At 34.9% G+C, this 21,637-nt stretch carries 17 protein-coding genes; 11 read left to right on the top strand and 6 right to left on the bottom strand.

Going from position 1 to position 21,637, the window contains the following annotated elements; translation table 11 throughout:
• Positions 1–84: 84 nt before the first annotated feature.
• The 7 genes from ttrS to GWI59_RS14015 all read left to right on the top strand — a co-directional run bounded on the left by ttrS (position 85) and on the right by GWI59_RS14015 (position 8,371).
• A complete protein-coding gene (gene ttrS / locus GWI59_RS14045) occupies positions 85–1,848 on the top strand; it encodes a tetrathionate respiration histidine kinase TtrS (protein ID WP_109847272.1) in 1,764 nt (587 codons plus the stop codon).
• 10 nt (positions 1,849–1,858) lie between these two features.
• The gene (gene ttrR, locus GWI59_RS14040; protein WP_109847271.1) at positions 1,859–2,461 is read left to right on the top strand and encodes a tetrathionate respiration response regulator TtrR; all 603 of its coding nucleotides are present in this window, start codon (positions 1,859–1,861) and stop codon (positions 2,459–2,461) included.
• A gap of 74 nt (positions 2,462–2,535) precedes the next feature.
• Positions 2,536–3,477, top strand: coding sequence for a Kdo(2)-lipid IV(A) acyltransferase (locus GWI59_RS14035; RefSeq protein ID WP_115065476.1), 942 nt, complete (start codon positions 2,536–2,538; stop codon positions 3,475–3,477).
• A gap of 272 nt (positions 3,478–3,749) precedes the next feature.
• Positions 3,750–4,958, top strand: a complete 1,209-nt coding sequence (gene mdtG, locus GWI59_RS14030; RefSeq protein ID WP_072063139.1) for a multidrug efflux MFS transporter MdtG — start codon at positions 3,750–3,752, stop codon at positions 4,956–4,958.
• Between the two features lie 420 nt (positions 4,959–5,378).
• Positions 5,379–6,914: a peptide MFS transporter gene (locus tag GWI59_RS14025; RefSeq protein ID WP_161724942.1), complete on the top strand. Its 1,536-nt coding sequence runs from the start codon at positions 5,379–5,381 to the stop codon at positions 6,912–6,914.
• A gap of 162 nt (positions 6,915–7,076) precedes the next feature.
• Positions 7,077–7,856, top strand: a complete 780-nt coding sequence (locus GWI59_RS14020) for a PhzF family phenazine biosynthesis protein (protein WP_109847268.1) — start codon at positions 7,077–7,079, stop codon at positions 7,854–7,856.
• 104 nt (positions 7,857–7,960) lie between these two features.
• On the top strand, positions 7,961–8,371 hold the full coding sequence (locus GWI59_RS14015) for an acyl-CoA thioesterase (RefSeq protein WP_161724940.1): 411 nt from the start codon (positions 7,961–7,963) through the stop codon (positions 8,369–8,371).
• 231 nt (positions 8,372–8,602) lie between these two features.
• On the opposite strand, the gene GWI59_RS14010 is transcribed toward GWI59_RS14015, so the two are convergent.
• The 4 genes from GWI59_RS14010 to GWI59_RS13995 all read right to left on the bottom strand — a co-directional run bounded on the left by GWI59_RS14010 (position 8,603) and on the right by GWI59_RS13995 (position 13,037).
• A complete protein-coding gene (locus GWI59_RS14010; RefSeq protein ID WP_109847267.1) occupies positions 8,603–8,920 on the bottom strand; it encodes a hypothetical protein in 318 nt (105 codons plus the stop codon).
• A gap of 133 nt (positions 8,921–9,053) precedes the next feature.
• Positions 9,054–10,673, bottom strand: a complete 1,620-nt coding sequence (locus GWI59_RS14005) for a YadA-like family protein (RefSeq protein WP_109847266.1) — start codon at positions 10,671–10,673, stop codon at positions 9,054–9,056.
• Between the two features lie 387 nt (positions 10,674–11,060).
• On the bottom strand, positions 11,061–11,690 hold the full coding sequence (locus GWI59_RS14000) for a CatB-related O-acetyltransferase (protein WP_006533243.1): 630 nt from the start codon (positions 11,688–11,690) through the stop codon (positions 11,061–11,063).
• Positions 11,691–11,945: 255 nt separating this feature from the next.
• Entirely contained in the window at positions 11,946–13,037 is a 1,092-nt protein-coding gene (locus GWI59_RS13995; RefSeq protein ID WP_006533245.1) for an NADH:flavin oxidoreductase/NADH oxidase, read from the bottom strand.
• A 1,079-nt stretch (positions 13,038–14,116) separates the two neighbouring features.
• Between GWI59_RS13995 and GWI59_RS13990 the strand changes: the two genes are divergently transcribed.
• Both GWI59_RS13990 and GWI59_RS13985 read left to right on the top strand, forming a co-directional pair.
• Positions 14,117–14,782: a response regulator gene (locus GWI59_RS13990; protein ID WP_115065477.1), complete on the top strand. Its 666-nt coding sequence runs from the start codon at positions 14,117–14,119 to the stop codon at positions 14,780–14,782.
• Positions 14,783–16,186 carry an ATP-binding protein gene (locus GWI59_RS13985; protein ID WP_161724937.1) on the top strand — a complete coding sequence of 468 codons (1,404 nt, stop codon included), beginning with the start codon at positions 14,783–14,785 and terminating at the stop codon, positions 16,184–16,186.
• Positions 16,187–16,278: 92 nt separating this feature from the next.
• Here the strand turns inward: GWI59_RS13985 and GWI59_RS13980 are convergent, their stop codons facing one another.
• On the bottom strand, positions 16,279–17,133 hold the full coding sequence (locus tag GWI59_RS13980; RefSeq protein ID WP_109847263.1) for a D-amino-acid transaminase: 855 nt from the start codon (positions 17,131–17,133) through the stop codon (positions 16,279–16,281).
• A gap of 195 nt (positions 17,134–17,328) precedes the next feature.
• Between GWI59_RS13980 and GWI59_RS13975 the strand changes: the two genes are divergently transcribed.
• On the top strand, positions 17,329–17,907 hold the full coding sequence (locus tag GWI59_RS13975; protein ID WP_109847262.1) for an HdeD family acid-resistance protein: 579 nt from the start codon (positions 17,329–17,331) through the stop codon (positions 17,905–17,907).
• Positions 17,908–17,985: 78 nt separating this feature from the next.
• Here GWI59_RS13975 and GWI59_RS13970 read toward each other — a convergent pair whose 3' ends face one another.
• A complete protein-coding gene (locus tag GWI59_RS13970) occupies positions 17,986–19,611 on the bottom strand; it encodes a hypothetical protein (RefSeq protein ID WP_109847261.1) in 1,626 nt (541 codons plus the stop codon).
• Positions 19,612–20,208: 597 nt separating this feature from the next.
• Here GWI59_RS13970 and GWI59_RS13965 point away from each other — a divergent pair.
• Positions 20,209–21,465 carry a mechanosensitive ion channel family protein gene (locus GWI59_RS13965; protein ID WP_072063150.1) on the top strand — a complete coding sequence of 419 codons (1,257 nt, stop codon included), beginning with the start codon at positions 20,209–20,211 and terminating at the stop codon, positions 21,463–21,465.
• Positions 21,466–21,637: the final 172 nt, after the last annotated feature.

The raw sequence follows: 21,637 nt of genomic DNA, 5'->3' as shown, positions 1-21,637 counted from the left end.
AAATTACTGAAGACGGCACCTATTGTGGTTTACCACATACCCTGTGCGAACTTGATCCAAAACAATATTTAACATTAGATATTTATGACGATAAAACAGACAATTGGGAAAAAACATGCAGTTACCATCGGGTTATTACTGCTCTTTTTTATCCTTCCTTTACAAGCCGCAGCAAAAGAGTGGACGATCGGCGTTTTAGCACTACGAGGAGATGCATCAACTCAAAGGCATTGGCACCCACTTGTTGATACATTGAATAAACATCTCCCAACAGAAAACTTTGTATTAGTTCCTTTAAATCTTGAAGAAATGAAATTAGCGGTAGCGAAAAAAAACGTTGATTTCTTACTAACAAATCCAGCGCAATTTATTCAATTAGATAATGCATTTCCGTTACGTTGGTTGCTCTCATTACACTCCGGCTATGAGCCTGATAACACAACAAGAAATGTCATTGGTAGCCTAATTTTAGTCCGTAACGATAGTCCAATTACTTCTGTTAACGAGCTAATAGGAAAACGTGTCGGAGCCATTGCACCCGATGCGTTTGGTGGATACCTTTTAGGTTATAAAGCGCTACAAGAGCAAGGGATTGATCCTGATAAAGATTTCACATTACGTTTCACCGGTTTTCCTGCTGATGCTTTGCTTTACCTTTTACGAGATGAAGATATTAATGCTGCAATTATCCCCGTCTGTTTGTTGGAAAATATGGATAGTGAGGGATTAATAAAAAAAAGTGATTATCGGCCAGTGATCACCTACCAAACCAACACACCTTGTTTAACTAGTACACCGCTCTACCCTAATTGGTCATTTGCTGCACTAGATACCGTTCCTGATGAGTTAGTTGATAAAGTCACACGAATTTTACTCACGGAGGATAGTAAGCCGATGAAATGGGGGGCTCCAGCATCACATACCCAAGTTGAGACACTATTAAGAGAAGTAAATCAGCACCCTCGACAAAGACAACTCTGGCAAGATGCACAAAGTTGGGCGATTCAACACCAATTTATTATTGGTCTTTCATTAGCCGCTATCCTTTTTCTCATACTAAATCAAGTCTGGGTCAGTTATTTAGTGAGACGTCGTAGTCGCCAATTGGAACATGCACACAATCGATTAAGACAGCAAAAAGAAGAGTTAGAACACGCTCAACGCTTAAACATATTGGGAGAAATGGCTTCAGGGTTTGCTCATGAGCTTAATCAGCCACTTTCTGCGATAAAAAGCTATGCACAAGGAAGCGTTATTCGCCTTAAAAAAGAGAATGAATCGCACCCATTGCTACCTGCATTGCAACAAATAGATAAACAAGCACAACGCGGTGCTGATATCATTAGAAATCTACGTTTATGGGTTGGAAAACAAACACCTAATACCGATACAATTTCGCTTTCTCATCAAAATATTGCGGAATGTATCCAACATATCTGGAAGCTTTTACGCGTAGAAGGGAAATACCCACAGGTTTCACTGGTCACCCATATTGATAAACATGATACCTTGTATTTACCTGAAACATTATTAGAGCAAATTTTATCGAATTTAATCACTAATAGTCTCCAAGCTGGCACTAAAGTACTAAAAATTAGCACCCATAAGGCGCCTGATCGGCTGCTTATCGTTATTGAAGATGATGCAGGTGGAATGACCGACAGCCAACTTGAACAGCCCTTTGCCCCATTCCAAACAACAAAAATGGAAGGTCTTGGACTAGGTTTAGTCATTTGTCAACGTTTATTACTTTCTCAAGGCGCTGATATTCATATTGAAAATCAAAATAATGAGCAAAATAAAATTGGATTAAAAATCACCCTTATTTTCCCTAACAAAAATAAATAATGGAGAAAAAATGCCAACTATTCATCTTGTTGATGATGATCTTGCTGTCACTGATGCGTGTCAGTTTTTATTAGAAAGTTTAGGTTACTCTGCCCATGTCTGGAATGATAGCGAGTTTTTTATTAACAACGTCAATCTTTATCAACAAGGCGTTGTATTATTAGATATGAGGATGCCAAAACCTGACGGTAGACAAGTCCACCAGCATTTAATTGATAAACACAGTACACTTTCTGTCATTTTTTTAACCGGACATGGTGATATTCCTATGGCCGTTGAGGAGATCAAAAAAGGCGCTATTGATTTTTTACAAAAACCCGTTGATAGCCATGCACTGTTATCTGCCTTAGATGCCGCATTTATTGAAACTAATACCCGTTTTACCGCACATGATATTCGTCGCCGTTATGCTTCATTAACGCCAAGAGAAAAAGACATTGCCTATTATGTCATTCAAGGATTAATGAATCGTGAAATTGCGGAAGTGGCTTGTGTTTCCATCAGAACAGTCGAAGTACATCGTGCAAAAGTGATGGATAAAATGGCAGCTAAAAATATTGCTGAGCTAGTTACAGCGCTACAAGGTATCAAAATAGTTTCACCTAATTTATGACAAAATTTCTTATCTGCACTAAAAAATGTCACAATATAAAATATTCATTGGAAAAAGAGTAAATAGATAGGCTTATGATAAAGTCACCTCCATTTAAAAAATCATTTTTGCAGCCTAAATATTGGCTGACTTGGTTTGGGATCGGATTACTTTATATTCTGGTTCTGCTCCCTTATCCTGTTATTTATTGGTTAGGCACGCGTTTAGGACGTCTTTCAAAGGTTTTTTTAAAAAAACGAGTCCAAATAGCAGAACGTAATCTCGAACTCTGTTTTCCACAAATGCCTAAGAGTGAACGCGAAGCCTTAGTGAATAAAAACTTCGAATCTGTGGGTATGGGATTATTTGAAACAGGTATGGCTTGGTTTTGGCCTGATTGGCGTGTAAAACGCTGGGTTAAAGTCAGTGGCAGAGAGAATATTCAAAAAGTACAAGAAACAGGTCAAGGCATTATTGTTGTTGGGATCCACTTTCTAACTTTAGAATTAGGCGCTCGTATTTTTGGTATGTTAAATCCCGGTATTGGTGTTTATCGTCCAAATGACAATCCAGTTATGGATTGGCTACAAACTTGGGGTCGATTACGCTCCAATAAATTTATGCTTGATAGAAAAGATCTAAAAGGAATGATCCGCAACCTTAAAGCAGGTGAGATCCTTTGGTATGCCCCAGATCATGACTATGGCCCACGTAAAAGTGTTTTTGTTCCATTATTTGCTGTTGATAAAGCAGCGACAACAACAGGCACCTATATTCTAGCAAAAACGGGAAACCCGGCTTTAATTCCATTTACTCCTAAGCGATTACCCGAAGCCAAAGGATATGAGTTGATTATTTCACCGGCAGTAGCAAACTTCCCACTTGATAGCGAAGAAAATGCCGCGAATGCTATGAATAAAGTAATAGAGCAAGAAATCTTACGCGCTCCTGACCAATATATGTGGTTGCATCGTCGCTTTAAAACTCGCCCAGAAGGTGACGCTTCTTTATATAACGAAATAAAGAAAGTACACTAATCACAACGTGGCTGTTTTATTCTAAAGTAGCCACTTTTTAATATGACAACACGCTGAAGCAACAATAATAAAATCAGCAACAGCACAAGCTGTAAACTCCTGCAAAAACACATTATAAGAGCAAGACCTATCGCACTTATTCTGTATCATGGCTATATTCTTATTCACTATAAATAAGAAGACCGATGCGTTGTCACAATATTCAACGTCACCACGGTTATGTTCAGCCTATTTTCTTGGTTTACTCTCTCGTTCTCGGCTAAAGGAGTAACATGGATCTCAAGCCCCGAAATAATTCTTGGAAACGTAATCTTTATATTGTCTGGTTTGGTTGTTTTTTAACTGGCGCAGGTTTTAGTTTAATTATGCCTTTTCTTCCTTTATATGTTGAAGAATTAGGTATAACCGATCATGAAGAGCTTAATCTTTGGACGGGTGTTGCATTTAGTATTACCTTCCTTTTTTCTGCCATTGCAGCGCCTTTTTGGGGGAAATTATCGGATAGAAAAGGTCGAAAATTAATGCTGTTACGTTCTGCCCTTGGTATGGCGATTGTAATGGTATTAATCGGATTTGCTCAAAATATATGGCAATTATTAGTACTGCGAGCCTTGCTTGGTATATTAGGTGGCTTTGTTCCAAATGCAAATGCGTTAATTGCAACCCAAGTTCCGGTTAAAAAAAGCGGCTGGGCATTAGGTACACTTTCAACAGGCGCAGTGAGTGGCGCATTAATAGGCCCTTTAATTGGTGGTATGCTTGCCGATCTCTACGGTTTACGACCTGTCTTCTTTATTACTTCAGCGGTTTTATTTATTTGCTTTTTAGTCACCCTCTTTTTCGTGAGTGAAAACTTCACGCCTGTTTCTAAAAAAGACGCACTAACCACAAAACAGGTCTTTTCATCACTTAAAAATAAAAGGCTCGTTGTATGCCTGTTTTTCACCACAATGATTATTCAAATAGCAACAGGCTCTGTTACACCTATTTTGACACTTTATATTCGTGAATTAACAGGTTCAGTCAGCAATCTTGCCTTTATCAGTGGTGTTGTCGCCTCCGTACCGGGTATTGCGGCTCTGATCAGCGCACCTCGTTTTGGTAAGCTAGGTGACCGAATTGGCCCTGATAAAGTCCTTATTTTTACCCTCGGGCTCTCTATTTTTATGCTGATTCCAATGGCATTGGTCAGTAATTATTGGGAACTTGGTGCATTACGATTTTTACTTGGTGCGGTCAATGCAGCTATGTTACCTGCCGTACAAACGCTTATTCTCTATAATATTACCCCAGCTATTGCGGGTCGCATTTTTAGTTATAACCAAGCACTAAGAGATGTTGGAAATGTTACAGGTCCGTTAATGGGTGCTTTTGTTGCTGCAAGCTATGGATTTAGAGCTGTTTTTTATTTCACCGCAGCCGTTGTCTTTTTTAATCTCATTTATTCTTGGTTAAGCTTTAGAACGCCACAAAAAAAGTAGTCAAAAAATCTACAAATCAGATCAGTTAATAGTTTTTTTTCTTCAAAAAATTATACTTTTACATTTAAAGGCCTAATTGTTACTTTTTTTATTCTGTTTTTTGTAATTTGTTGTTTATTAAGAATATTCTCAATACCTATTTGTTAAGACCTCTAAAATCTTCTTGTCCTCTTTTTTCAAAAAATTGCAAGGTTAACTATTGCAAAATGAGATTTTTATCGACTTTTGCACCAAAAAATGGTTTATAAAGTATTAAATATACTTTTAGTCACTAAATTACGACAAAAGTATGTTAAAAATATATTAATTAAATGCAGTGGATATTGATAACAGAATGAAATAATTTTGTTCAACCACTAGCTAATATTTTGTTCTTTTTACTTGCAAACGACCTGTAGAGGTTTTTTTTGGGAATTTAAGATGCAATCTACTCACTCAAAATCTAGCCGAACTTTCTTTGGCCACCCATATCCATTAAGCTCTCTTTTCTTCACCGAAATGTGGGAACGCTTTTCTTTCTATGGTATTCGCCCATTATTAATTCTATTTATGGCGGCAACCGTTTATGAGGGTGGCATGGAAATCCCCAGAGAGCAGGCATCTGCTATTGTGGGTATTTTCGCAGGCGGTGTTTATTTAACCTCGTTACCTGGAGGTTGGCTAGCTGATAACTGGTTAGGTCAACGCCTAGCTGTATGGTATGGCTCTATCTTTATCGCGTTAGGGCACTTATCCATCGCACTTTCAGCGTTTTGGTCACAAAATCTGTTCTTTATCGGTTTATTACTGATTGTATTGGGTACAGGACTATTTAAAACCTGCGTAACTGTGATGGTAGGAACCTTATATAAAAAGGATGATACTCGCCGTGATGGTGGATTCTCCTTATTTTATATGGGTATCAATATGGGTTCATTTATTGCACCACTCATCACCGGTTTCTTAGTGCGTGATTATGGCTGGCATTGGGGCTTTGGTATCGGTGGGATTGGTATGCTTGTTGCGTTACTGATTTTCCGCTTTTACGCAGTACCGACCATGCGTCGCTTTGATAGCGAAGTGGGTTTAGATTCAAGTTGGGATCGCCCAACGGTTGTTCGTCGTAATGTCGGTCAATGGATTTTAGCGTTATCTGTCGTTCTTATGGCAATTGTTGGTCTTATCATTTCTGGTGTTATTCCTTTTAACCCAGTTGTTGTGGCTAACTTTATGGTTTATGTGATTTCCGGTAGTGTTATCGCCTATTTTATCTATTTATTCCTATTTGCTGGATTAAGCAGTAGTGACCGTTCTCGCTTATTTGTTTGTTTCCTATTACTGGTTTCAGCAGCCCTTTTCTGGTCTGCATTCGAACAAAAACCGACATCATTTAATTTATTTGCCAACGACTATACTGACTTAAACTTTATGGGTTTTGAGATCCCAGCAGTTTGGTTCCAATCTGTTAATGCCCTGTTTATTATTATTCTTGCGCCTGTATTTAGCTGGTTATGGCCAATGATGGCACGTAATAATATGAATTTAAGCAGTATGACTAAATTTGTGATTGGTATTTTATTTGCAGCGGGTGGCTTTACCGTCATGATGTTTGCATCTGAAAGTGTTATTGCAACAGGACAAGGCGTTTCACCACTTTGGTTAATTGGCAGTATCTTATTACTAACATTGGGTGAATTGTGCTTAAGTCCTATTGGTCTTGCTACAATGACTATTTTAGCTCCAGCTAAAATGCGTGGTCAGGTCATGGGATTATGGTTCTGTGCAAGCGCATTAGGTAATTTAGCTGCTGGTTTAATGGGGGGAAATATTCGTCCAGACAAATTGGATGTGATGCCTGATTTCTTCTCTCATGTTTCTATCGCTCTGGTTATTTGTGCCGTTGTTCTTGCTGCACTGATTATTCCAGTTCGTAAGATTTTACAAAGCGCAGATAGCAGAGAGAAAGCACAAGCTTAATTTCACTTGCTCGTTATTGAAGCCATGTCTAATTAGTTAGGCATGGCTTTTTACTGTTATATCCTACAATTTAAACACTGTTTTTAAGTATTGCACCTAATATTTAAAACACTTAATCTCATTACTTTCTATTTGTTGATAGTTTATCACTAAGGTAATGCGATGACTGTTCTTCCTATTTATTATGTTAATGCTTTTTCCTCTCTACCTTTTTCAGGAAATCCTGCGGCTGTCGTTTTATTAGAAGAATGGTTGCCTGATAACACCTTAATTACTCTTGCTAGTGAGATTAATTTACCTGAAACCGCTTTTTTAGTTGGCGACCATATTCGTTGGTTTACACCTAAAATTGAAGTTCCCCTTTGTGGACACGCAACATTGGCCACTGCTTTTGTACTAAAAACGATAAAACAGTCCCCTGATGATCTCTTTAAATTCCAATCTCTTTCGGGTGAACTCACTGTTTCTTGTCAAAGCACTCTCTTTACACTTAATTTCCCAGCCATACCCGCGACGTTGAATAACGGTATAAAATCAGCGATTGAAGAAAAATTAGCATTACAAATAGATGAAGTTTGGCAAGCGCGTGATCGTTATGTTTGCTTTTTATCTGATCCTGAAACAGTGATTAGTTATCAACCTGATTTCTCTCAAATCGCACAGTTAGATTTACCCGGCGTGATTATCACAGCTAAAGGCCACTCTCCTTTTGATTTTATTTCTCGTTTCTTTGCCCCCGTAAAAGGGGTAAATGAAGATCCCGTTACTGGTACGTCTCACTGTGTATTAGCGCCAATTTGGAGTAATAAACTCAATAAAAAACAATTAAAAGCAAGGCAAGTTTCAAAACGAGGTGGAAATATCGACTGTGCGCTAAAAGATAATCGTGTTTTACTGACAGGAGAGGCTGTACTCTTTTTAACTGGTGAAATAACCTTTTAATTATGAGCGATATAATCAGCCCTTCATCTACTTTGCTTTCAATTTACTCTATTTTATACTGTGGGCAATTTCTCCCTACAGTATAAAAAGAAGGCTTTATTGTTATGTCCATCTCTGACTTATCTCTTGAACTACAAGATAAAATTAAAAATTCAATCACCCGTGTATCTAAAGTCATATTCCCTACTACGACTAATCACCACTCAACACTCTTTGGTGGCACAGCATTAGCTTGGATGGATGAAGTTTCATTTATTACCGCCACTCGTTTTAGCCGTAAACGCCTAGTGACAGTTTCAACTGAAAAAATAAATTTTAATCACCCTATTCCATCCGGGACGATTATTGAATTAGTAGGTGAAGTTATTCGTGTTGGTCGTACAAGTTTGACGGTAAATGTTTCTATTTTTCTTGAAGATATGTACGCAGAAGGTCGTGAAGAAGTGATCCACGGTCAGTTTAATTTTGTTGCGGTTGATCATGACGGAAAACCAACTCCATTATTCGATAAATAATATCTTATAGAGAGATTTGTCATACTTTTTATCTTTCTTAATTAAAAACTACACTATTTTATTAAGTTTTTTATTATTTTTAATAATAACAAAGTATTAATAACATTAATTTAGATGGATATTTTTCAATCAAAACAAAATAACCAATAAAATCAATAAATAATAAGATTACTAACATGTAAGACAAGAGTTATCCACAATTAATGTGGATAACTGAATAAATCTAAAAAATCACAGAACACAGATTTTTGTTACCACAAATTCAATCTGACACAAAGTCAGTTTCCGTCCCACTATTGCACTTTCAGCAATAACAATATCCGTTGATTGTGAATACAATCGCCCCACTTCCAGCGCGAATTCAATAGTGGGTTCAATCAGTAATATCACCCCGACATCTTCAATATCAACAGGAAAATCTGCAAAAGTGCTAAGTTGTGCCACTTGTTTTATCTTATTTTTAGCAATTTCTTGCGCTTTTTCCGTTGCTATTTTATTAACTCTTACTTGTTTTTCAAAAACACCACCACCAGAATGAAGATAGATCATAATTTACTCATTATAGAAAACAAAGGCTGTTATCTTTATTATTCAAATCGAAGGTATAAAAGCCAGTAGATAAATAAAAAAGAAACAGCCTTATCCCTAATTTTCATTCTATCGAATACAATACAAAAGTGCTTTACCAGCCATAAGAAACACCGCCGCCGACAACACCGCGATCTTCTGTGTTCCATGAAGCAGAAACGCGAATAATGGCACTTTCTGTTATTTGATACTGGGCACCGGTTGCCAATGCATTCGCATCACGATAATTACCCACTCCCACACCTAAACTAAATGTGTGATTAGTCACGTAAGGAATATTAGCCATCGCTGCGACAGAAGCAATGCCCGCACTTGCCCTTTTGTCTGCCTTATCAATTTTATTATCCATATTCTTAAGTGCAATATCATTATCAAGAAAGATATTTTTAAATTTATTATTGGTGTATTCATTTGCGATAGAGATAGAATCATTTTTTGATTTTTCGATATATTCCTTCAGCGATTCATCTCTTTCATTAATTATCGTGTTAGTCACATAAATATACTCATTTCCTTTTTGGGTAACATAATTTTGATGTTCTTTGGTTAATTTCGCATTATTTTTTCCAATCAGCCTTTCCACACCTGATGCTATTTTACTGATCTCAATATCTGTATAACTGTTAGCATTTTTTTCTGATGCATTAACCTTTCGAGTTGTTAAAAAAGTCATTTCATCTTTAATATTATCAACATGTTTAACTATTTTTTTATCATGCTCATTCACTTTAAAATCAGTGTATTCTTTACTCTTATTTTCAGATTCAGCAACTCTAGTATTTATGTTTTTTTCGATTCCTTCTTTCATATTATTAACTTTATTATTAGTATAATTTTCAGCATCTACCCTAACATCAGATAACCTGTCTTCATTATAAAGATAAATTTCATTTTTAACTTCATTGATATAACTAACTGTATTATCTTGGTGTTCTTTGATTTTATTATCAGTATATTGATTTGATTTTTTTTCTGCACTTTCAGCAAATGCTTTTGCCTTTAATTCACTTTCTTTTAAGACTGTTTCATTTGCTTTTATAATATTTTCTGTTATTACTTTATTATTTTCATTAATACGCTCATCTGTCTCAATAAGAATATTATTTTTTTCTTTCCTTAATTGAGAAATATTAACCGCATCGGTATCTTCAGTTCCTGCGGCAACATTAATAATTTGTCTCTGATTTTTATCACTGCCGATTGATAATGTATTATTACGATTATTACTACTGTTATCGCCTAATATAATCGCATTACTTGCTGATCCGGAAGATTTGCTACCAATAATAACTGAATTATCTGCATTATCAGAAAGGTGGCTACCACTACCTAAAATAACACCATTTTCAGCGTTATTTATTGCCCCTCTCCCTATACTAATTGAATCTTTATTTTCACTATAAGCTTGTGTTCCAATAGAAAGAGAACCTTCTCCAATAGCCATAGCACCACTTCCCAATGACATCGCATTATCACCAATAGCTGTACTTTTATGACCTATTGCAGTTGCATTTTCGCCTTCGGCTCCTGCATTAGCACCAATTGCCGTTGATTGATCAGAATGTGCCCACGTATTGTATCCAACTGCCGTAGATTCATTACCATCGGCTCTACTATTTACACCTAATAAGGTCGTATTATTTGCATAAGATAAAGGTGATGATAATAATGAAATAACTAATAGTTTCACCTTAAAATATTTATTTTTAATCATATCCACATCACTCCATAATTAATTAACTCATATATAGAGTAATATGTATTTTATTTTTTACACATTATATATATTATAAAATAAACTAATAATAAATTGAAACTCTATTAATTAAAGATAATAACATCACAATACAATTAACTTTATTATAAATAAAAAGTCTCTACTTGATTCATATTTAAATAATAATCAATAACTAAAGAATATTGATGAAAAAAGGAAATAAAATTCAAATAAATTTATTCGCTATTTACAAAGAATAAAAATTTTTTACTTTTGAGATAATGATCAAATAAAGGGTATCTCTAATCTAGAAATAATAATGCCATTTATTAAACGAAACACTAAGTAAATCCCCTAAACTTATTTCTGTTTAGGGGGTTAGCATTATTCAATAAATTGTGCTTCTGCGATTAATAATTTATCAATTGATGATTGGCATAAAAGAGGTCTAAGTGTTTCAAATTTCTTTTCCGACCATTGGTAAATCTTTAAAGATAAAAGTTGCTCAATAACCTTTGGCTCAAAACGATATTTAAGGTGTCGAGCGGGTATCCCTCCCACAATGCTATAAGGCTCAACATTTTTGGAAACAACACTATTAGCCGCAACAATAGCACCTTCTCCAATCGTCACACCGGGCATTATCATTGCACGCATTCCTATCCATACACCATCATGAATATGAGTATCACCTTTACCAATATAGGCTTCCTCAAGCTTATCCATAAAAGGATAGAGTGAAAACCAATCCATACGGTGAGTATGATTTCCACCCATTAATATAACCGCCTGTGCGCCAATACAGACATAATCACCAACATATAATTTATCAATTTCCCACAATGGCTCCCATTGCAGGCTAACTTCATCACCATAAAGATAACGAACAACAGAAGTTTCAAAACCATCATCCCAACAATCACTGTAATAACTGTGTTGCCCTTTAATGATAATATTTTGATTTTTAACTGTTTCGTGCAGATATTCTACACGTGACCAATGTTTATTTTTCATAATATGACTCGTAATAAATTAATGAGCCATCAAAGAATGCTTAATTCTCTGATGATGTGTTCGCATTCAAAACACATCGTCTTAGGCAATCCTTGGTTGAAGCAATAAAGGATTCTTTTTCATCTTGTTTACGACCTATTTTTACAACACAATACGATTATGCTTGCAGTTTATCCGCACCATCATAAAGGTTATTAAAGAAAAAGCCACGGATACCCTTAATAACCCTCTGTTATTTCCCGTGGCTTAATATCACTATTTAAAAAAGTCTTTGCTACCATGAGGCGCACAACGTAAGTATTGAGGCGCTACTTTGATGGTTTGTTTGAGTTTTTCTGCCGCATGCCAAGGCCAGCGAGGATCATAAAGAATACCTCGACCCAAAGCGATAAAGTCAGCTTGCTCTGTAAGCAAAATGGCTTCGGCCTGTTCTGGCTCGGTAATTAAACCAACAGTAATAACAGGTAGTTGCGTTTCATTATAAATTGCTTGGGCAAATGGTACTTGGTAATTAGGACCCAGTTTAATTTCTTGTTTTTCTGATAATCCACCAGAAGAAACATGAATATAATGACAACCTAATTCTTCAAGATGTTGTGTTAACGCAATCGTACTTTCTAAGTCCCAACCACCTTCCACCCAATCAGTCGCAGAAATTCTGATACCGACACAGACATTATCAGAAACTGCATTTTTCACAGCCACAAAGATATCCACCAATAACCGACTACGATTATTGAAATCGCCACCGTATTGATCCGTTCTGTGATTTGATAATGGAGATAAGAATTCATGCAATAAATACCCATGAGCACCGTGGATCTCAATAACATCAAATCCTGCTGACTCAGCTCTTCTCGCAGCATCAACAAAAGCTTGTTTTATTTCTTCAATTTCATCAATAGCCAGAGCATGAGGCTGATGATTTTTTCCAAAAGGAATTTCTGAAGGTGCAACTTTTTGCCATCCATTAGGAGTTCCTGGCGCTAATGATGCTCCGCCATTCCAAGGTAAATCGGTCGATGCTTTACGTCCTGCATGTGCAATCTGTATACCCATTTTTGCAGGTGAATATTGCTTAATATTATCAACAAGTTTTTTTAATTCATTGCCATGTTGATCAGACCAAATGCCTAAATCTTTATAACTAATACGACCTCTTGGCTCAACCGCAGTTGCTTCAACAATCACTAGCGACGCACCAGATAGTGCTAGTTGCCCATAATGAATAGTGTGCCATGCTGTCGGGTAACCTTCTTGTGCTGAATATTGGCACATAGGTGCAACGATAATACGGTTATCTAACTGATGGGGGCCTAGTTTTTTAGGGGAGAACAACAAACTCATTTAAAGCCTCCTGCTACCAATAAGAATTTATGCAAAGAAAAATATCTTCACACTTGTATATACTATTTAAATATACAAGTTTAAGGCTATCGGATCTTATGCATTTAGGCGATGGTTTACTTCACATTGTGAAAAACAAAAAGATCAGTATCAATTACTGATCATTTTGCTAATTAATCATTAAATTTGGCAGGTTTCACCAATAAGTAAAAATGGAAAAATACAAATTTCTGTTCGTTATCAGTAAGATAAAACAACAATTATTGACGACACAAAATATACATTAATGCCAAAAAGTTATTGGCTATTTCAACATTGGGCTAATGATATGTTATTGGTGGTACCATTAAATTTGCCATTTAACTTAATATTGTGGGATAACTCACTTTATAAGTAATAACATCATGTGAAATGCTCCCAGAGGGTTGGGAGCATTTCTGACACAGAATGATTTAATTTATACTAAATAACACCATCTAATTTCATATAAATTCCTTTTATTAAAAATTAAATTCCTTTTCAAGTAGTTAATATTTATTGCAAGAGTATAGATGAATCAAGTAAATAATTTAAATCTAATAAAATGTTGTACAACAGGGATATATTAAAACAACTATTTATTTTTAATAAAAGAATAAGACATCAATTTGATAGCTATATTAACCAATGAAATCAATGTTTTATATTTATATTATTTTAAAAATGAAACCTTATTTATTGAATATCATTTTATAATAGACTTCACTTTTAAATCTAAAGTAGTTTAAATAAAGTATTTAAGTTACTTTAGCATAATAAGACGAGATATTTATTATTCACATTAGTGTTTATTACACGGATTCTATCTAAATACATCTTTAATATTAAATGCCTTAATGCGATAAACATGAAATAAGTGGCATACTTACCTCAATTTATTTCTAAAAATTCCAGTCATTTATTTTTAGTAATACATATTAAATAAAAATTTATCTTACATTAAGAGTTCATTAATCAAACCTTGCTTTGCATTTTATTATATTGCTCAATTTTTATTTGGCTCTTATACTTTCTTAAGACAATTTTAGATAGGTATTATCATGAATATTTTATTGGTTGAAGACGATTTACAACTCGGTAAAGCACTTTGTCGCGGGCTTGAAATTGCTGGTTTTCAGCCATGTTGGGTCAGATTGCTTGCAGATGCTCGTGTTCAATTAAGTCAGCGTCCTTTTGATTTAATGCTATTAGATTTAGGCCTACCTGATGGTGAGGGGCAGGATGAACTGATTGCACTTAGAAAAAATGGCGAGAAAATCCCGATTATCATTTTAACTGCCCGCACTCAAATTGATAATTTAGTACAAACATTAGATTCAGGTGCAGATGATTTCTTACCAAAGCCTTTTGCTATGCCAGAACTGATTTCTCGCGTAAAAGCGGTTAGTCGTAGAATGGCCGGTTTTTCTTCACAAATATGGTCTATTGGCGATTTACAACTTAATCCAGCAAACCATCAAGTCACTTTAAATGACGAATTGCTTTTATTATCAGGTAAAGAATATCAACTATTATATGAATTAATGCGTAATACTGACAATGTGGTGCGTAAATCAGAGTTGGAACAACGTTTATTTGGTTTAGACGATAAAATTGAAAGTAATTCCCTTGAAGTGCATATGCATAATTTACGGAGAAAAATAGGTAAAGAACGTATTATCACGGTTCGTGGCGTAGGTTATTTATTAAAAAAAGAAACTAATTAAATGAAAATCCGCTCCTTCTTTATTTACACCATTGTCCTTCAGATTATCTCCATAATTATGCTTTGGGGCGTTTGGTTAGCTTGGATACAATTTGATTATCTTGCTGAGTTCGAAAAAGTTTACAACAAACAGCAAGAAATTATTGCTGAGGGTTTTGCTAATACCTTAGAGATTGTGGCTGACCAACCTGAAGTTATCAAAGAAGTCGCTCATAATTTACAAGGTATGTATATCGATGCCATGCTTAATGGTGAAGATGATGAACTACAATATCTACCATGGTTTATTGCCTTAGATGAAAATAATACGTTAATTTATACTAACCGCCCTGAGTTGCCTATCCCTACAAGAGTACTTTCATTAGCATCAGAAAAAGTGTCTGTCGCTGGTGAAAAATGGATACTTTCTTTTAGTTGGGGAGAAAAACATAAAATAAAAGTCTTTATTGGTGAATCAGTTGAAGACAGAGGCCATGTTATTAGTAACCCCGTTGAAGGCACCTTTATTCCTTTCTTATTTATTCTCGCAACTGTTATTTTTGCAATCTTAATTACCGCATATTTTAGTTTACGGCCTTTAAGACAAGCAGCTGAACTTATCTCCAATCGCAAACCGCGTAACTTAACACCAATTAATGTAAGCCAACAATTTAAAGAAATTCGCCCTATCTTTAAAGAACTAAACCAATTAATGGCCAGAATTGACGAGGCCAATATTCGTGAAAAACAATTTATGGCAGATGCAGCTCATGAATTAAGAACACCAATAGCTGCAGTTATTGCTCAATTACACTTACTCTCTTTAGTCGATGATCAGCAAGAGCGAGAAGAAATTATTGATGATATGAAACAATCTCTTGATAGAGCAGCTGCTCTTTCTCATCAATTAATTGATTTAGCGCGACTAGAATGTGACAACTTCCCATTAAAAATAGAATCTCTTGATATCTATAACGTCATTGGAAATGCAATAGCACAACACGTTCCTTATGCGATTACTAAAAATATTGAGTTATCACTTAATGAAGGCCACGCTTTGACGATTAAAACCGATAAACAGGCTTTACTTTCTATATTTAATAATCTGCTTGATAATGCCATAAAATATTGCCCTAAAGGTAGTCAAGTTGAGGTAACTATTGAGAATCGATACGTGGAAGGGATCCATGTTATTGTGCGTGATAATGGCCCTGGTGTCGCAAAAGAACATATCAATGCTCTATTTTCACGTTTTTATCGCGTTCCTGGCTCTAACGCAACAGGCAGCGGATTAGGTCTATCTATTGCACAAAATCTCGCTAAAAAAATTCAAGCATCGCTAATTATTACTGAAGGATTAAATAATAAAGGGATTGGTTTTATTATTGTTTTACCTTTAGAAGTGAAATTATCAGATAATGATTAACAGAATAAATGATAAATTTACCGCACTGCTATATAACAATAAAAATCTGAAAGCAGTGCGATAAATTTGATAAAGAATATCTGTCTAGTCAATTATTTTTTAAGTGTTTTATCAAGGTAAATCTCTCGTAACCGTTGGGATAAATGCCCAACTGCACCCTGATTAATATCTTGATTATCGATTGAAATAACTGGCCAAATTAATGTAGTCGCTGAGCTAATAAAAGCTTCTTTGGCTTTTTTCGCCTCATCAAGTGTAAATCGGCGTTCTATTATTTTAAGCCCTTCTTCTTTCGCTAATTGAATAATCGCTTGGCGTGTAATACCTGGTAAAATATCCTGACTCAGTGGCCGTGTAATAATTTCATTATCATGATTAACAATAAAGAAATTACTTGAACTACCTTCTGTTATATAGCCTTCTTTAATTAAAATGGCATCATCAGCACCTTGTTGATGTGCTTGATGTTTGGCTAAACAAGCAGCTAATAGGGCAACGGTTTTTATATCACAACGTTGCCAACGAATATCTTCAACACTGATCACTGAAATCCCTTCTTTTGCATTAGGGTGATTAACCACTGTTGAATGTTGAACAAAAGCCACTATTGTGGAAGAGACGGATGAAGGTGGAAAATCAAAAAAACGAGAGGAATCTGTACCTCGAGTTATTTGCAAATAAATAAGCCCTTCATGAAGATTATTTTTTTCGATAAGCTGATGATGAATATTAATTAATTGATCTTTAGTAATGGGAATCGATAAACCCAATTCTTTACATGATCGTTGTAATCGTTGGAAATGCCCGCTAAAGTCGATTAGTTGACTATCGATAACCGCAGTAACTTCATAAACTGCATCTGCAAATAAAAAACCACGGTCAAAAACAGATACTTTAGCCTGCTCTCTAGGTACAAAGTGACCGTCTAAATACACTATATCAGACATTTTACCTCCGCTATAAATTTGATTTATTTTTTGATTTAACCTACCACTCTACTCTTTCAATTTTATATTTCAAAAATGATTTATCTACCTTCATACCTCTTTTTAATTATATTTTTTTTTAAAGAAATCATGCTATATAAGCAAAAATTGCTATAATTTAGCTTATGTACCAAACATAAGGAAAAAGGGGTTGCTATGTTAGATATTAATAAAAATAATTTATCTCAACTAACAGAAAAACTAGTTAAAAAACAATGCACTTTAATGAACGTTATTGCTGTATTAGGTTTAATTGCGGGTATTATCTGTATTATTAATCCGCTCTCTTCTGGTATCGTTATCAGCGTATTGTTAGGTATTATATTTATAGTCTGTGGTATCTCGACCATTTTTGGTGGCTTTAATACCCAAGTGTTTTCAGGTTGGTCAATACTGATTACATTATTAGCGGGTTTTATTTATCTTCTGCTCGGCTATATTTTTATTTCTGATCCATTGCAAGGAATGCTAAGTCTTGCTTTCTTTATTAGTTTTTTATTTATTTTTGCAGGAATATTTCGTTTAGTTATCGGTTTCAAACAAATTAAAGATAATTATTATGGCTGGTTTAATATTCTAGCGGGTATTTTAGATTTAGTTATCGCTTATTTCTTATTCGCATTTAATCTTGAAACGTCTATCGCTTTAGTTATGGCGCTAATTGGTATACAGCTTATTTTAAGCTCAATCACTATTTTATCCATTACTGGTGCTATAAAACGAATGACGCACTAATCATCTTTTCAGCTAACAGTAGCTTTAAACGTAAAGAGCCACATCATGTGGCTCTTTAGTAGAAAAAATCTTCTTATGTTAAGCACAAGGTAAACGCAGAGATACCGTATACATATTTTCTCCACAAAGATAACAGTTTCCTGTTCTTTCAAATACCATCACCTGAATACCGAGATGCCCGACTTCAATATTAGGCAATGCATCTGCCAAAATACTCTCTAATGCAGGCTCAACAATTTCAACGATATTAATAGGGTCGTTATTAAGTGTTGCATCGTGTAAGAAATCATCTAAACGAGGATCATCGGCGTAGATTTCAAGTGTAGAACGATACACTAGAGTTCTATCACTGCTATTTGCCCGAGAATAACCATTAAAGATGATGACTATTTTTTGGATATTCATTTTTGCTACGCGGTTTTTAATTTGCAAACATAAAGAAGGAACAAGCCTAATATTTACAGAGTTAAAATAGCGGTCACAAATTTGTGGAATAATGACACTAATACTAGGTTTAGGTGCAATATTTCTAATTTGTTTACTGCACTCCCCCGTTAAAGAGTTATCAACAATAATACGTTCACGTCGAGAAAAACAGACATTATCGAATATATCAACAGTAAAGAAAGAAATATAATGAATACCATTTGTTAATGACTGATTTTCTAATTTCACAGAAACGGCTGATTTGTCAGTACATGGCAACATCTTAAGTTGGTCATTAAAATAAAACCCAACTTGTGTGCTTTCACTAATATCGCGACCTAAAATAAGATTCGCGTTAACGCAATAATTTTCGCTATGATAGCTGAGAATACCATTTAATGTTGCAGGCACTCTAGGAGAAGGCAATTTCTCCGTTGTCATTTCAACATAGTAATCTCTGGATTTAATTGGCTTCGTTGGATCTTCGCTATTTTCAGTTTCGGCATGGAATATAGCGATTTGTTTAGGTTCACTCTTTTTAAATTTCACTTTAAAATTTGCAATACCGTATTTGTTCGTTTTGCTAATATTACTTTGCTCGCCATCGGAATTATAAATTTCTGGCTCAACAGCTAATGTGCTATTCTCCACATCGTAAATTAATTTGACCTCTTTATTTTGACTATCCTCACCTTCTTCATCTTGAAGATGTACCACAAAACTTTTAGAAACACTTTCCCACTTACTTGGCCATTGCATAGATTCTGAACGTATTGTTAACAAGTCATCAAACTTCTCACAATTAGTCGCTATACAATCATTATTAGGATTAGGCTTTGGAGGCGTAACTCGAATTTGAATCGGTGTTGCATAATGAACAATGTTTTCATCATCTTCATCTTTTAAGATTAATTGTAATGATGCTACCCCACTTCGATTACCCATTAAAGAAATTTCTGTTTTGTTGTCATCCACTATCGTGATGTAGACATCTTTATTATTAGGTAGAATTAAAATCCCTTTCGGACTCGTACGCCATTCTGCCAAACGTAGATTAATCCCCGTGACAACCACCTCATACTTGATAACTCGGTTCATTTTAACTTCGTTATCAGTCTCATCTGGTAATGATTTGACTTGATTGAACTCAATCTTCACATCATCATCATCAGTAACAACTTGAGACTGCATATTATGAACGGGAGGCTGAAGAGCTAACTTGTCCTTCTCACCTTGTATGATTTTTTGCAAACGTTCTTCTTTTGTTTCGATATTCATTGAGTGATTTCCTTTCTTTTTCCGATTCCATTTTTAGCTTAAAGCAAAAAATTTGAGCGAAAATCACAATAGAAAAAAGTCAACTAAGCATTGTTGTTAGACGAAACAAAAAAATGTTTAATAAACAATAAGATAAAAAACATTCCAATATGAACCCATTTATGGAAACAATAAAAACACCTTTAATATAAAAAATAATTTAAAATTTAAAATATTTTTGTATAAAGCTATTGACTGTTATGGAAATGTGATTAAAATCAATCTTAGAAAATATTTGTGATATGAGTCACATTTTATTAATAGGATACTTAATATGAAATCAATGACTTCTTTTATTACTCATCTGCACCAAGTTGTTGTAAAATTATCATCAACTCGCTTACTGTAATTATTTGATTTAAAATAAAATATAGTATAAAGCCAGAAATAGCACCCTCATCGTACAAAAGACTATTTCTGGCTTTTATTCACTCTACTACGCTTATTCACCCTTTCGTTTACCCTCGCATTTTTCGTAACAAAAAATTCACCTTATTGAACTAAGCTCTCTTTTCTATAATCTTAATATACAACCCGCATTAACTATGAGGATATTTTATGCAGCAGCAACTGCTTACATGGATACGTCAATTTAATGAAGAGTACGCCCAAGTTGCTTCTCTCCTACTCGTTTTAGCCATTATTTTTCTTGTCGCAATCATTCTTCATTTTATTTTGCACAGGTTAGTTTTACCTAAAATTTCCAAAGCGATAAGTCAGTACGATCAGAAATGGCAACTTTCTCTAGAAATAAATAAGTTATTTAGTCGGTTTGCTTTTTTAATCCAAGGTATTGTTGTTAATATCCAAGCGTTGGTGTGGATGGGATCGGGTAAAACCCAAGAAATTCTCACCACCAGTGCTCAAGCATGGTGCTTAATTTTTGGCTTGTTGATGCTTTTCTCTATTATGGATCTCTGTATGCAGATCATGAGAAATTCATCCTCATTTGGCCGATTACCATTAAAAGGTATTTTTCAAAGCTTAAAACTCGCCGCCTCAGTGCTGATTGGGATAATGATTATTTCCCTACTTATTGGCAAATCACCCCTTATTTTACTCAGTGGTTTAGGCGCCATGACGGCGGTATTAATGTTGGTGTTTAAAGATCCAATTATGGGATTAGTCGCCGGTATTCAATTATCTGCAAACAACATGATAAGTCTTGGTGACTGGCTAGAAATGCCTAAATATGGAGCTGATGGCGCTGTCATTGATATTAGTTTAACAACTGTCAAAGTGCGTAATTGGGATAATACGGTTACGACTATTCCAACTTATTCTCTGATTTCAGATTCTTTTAAAAACTGGCAAGCAATGACAAAATCAGGAGGACGTCGTATTAAAAGAAGTCTTGCTCTTGATATTAACAGCATCCATTTTTTAGATAAAAAACAAATTGATAATCTGGAAAAGGCCCACTTGTTAGCGCCTTATATAAAAAATAAGGAAAGTGAAATTAATCAATTCAATGCAACCTTGGGCAATGAATGTCAAACACCATTAAACCAACGAGGCATGACCAATATTGGAACCTTCCGTGCGTATGTTGAAGCTTATTTAAAAAACCATCCTAATGTTCATAAGCAAATGACGATTATGGTAAGACAATTAGCACCAACTTCGGATGGGCTACCCATTGAAATTTACGCCTTTACGAACACCACTGTTTGGGTTCAATACGAGGCAATTCAATCAGATATATTTGATCATATCTTTGCTATTTTGCCTCAATTCGGCTTAAGAGTTCACCAATCTCCAACCGGAAATGATGTAAGAGCACTCAGATTTCCTGTCGAAAATAATCCTCAATAAATCATTTTCGTATTAAGTAAAAAAGAAGAGTTATTCTTCTTTTTTACTTTTCTAATTAACAAATATTTTTAATCTCTTATTTTGTTATTATGTTAACAATCTTGTTTTTCTAGATATTTATGAAAATCGATATGTTATTTTTTACATATCGATTGATTGTTAAATCCTATTT

Origin of the sequence: Proteus sp. G2673 (assembly GCF_009915125.1) — a bacterium.
Classification (GTDB): Bacteria; Pseudomonadota; Gammaproteobacteria; order Enterobacterales; family Enterobacteriaceae; genus Proteus; species Proteus penneri.
Note: the sequence above shows the minus strand (reverse complement) of the source record. Positions and strands in the feature narration are given on the sequence as shown.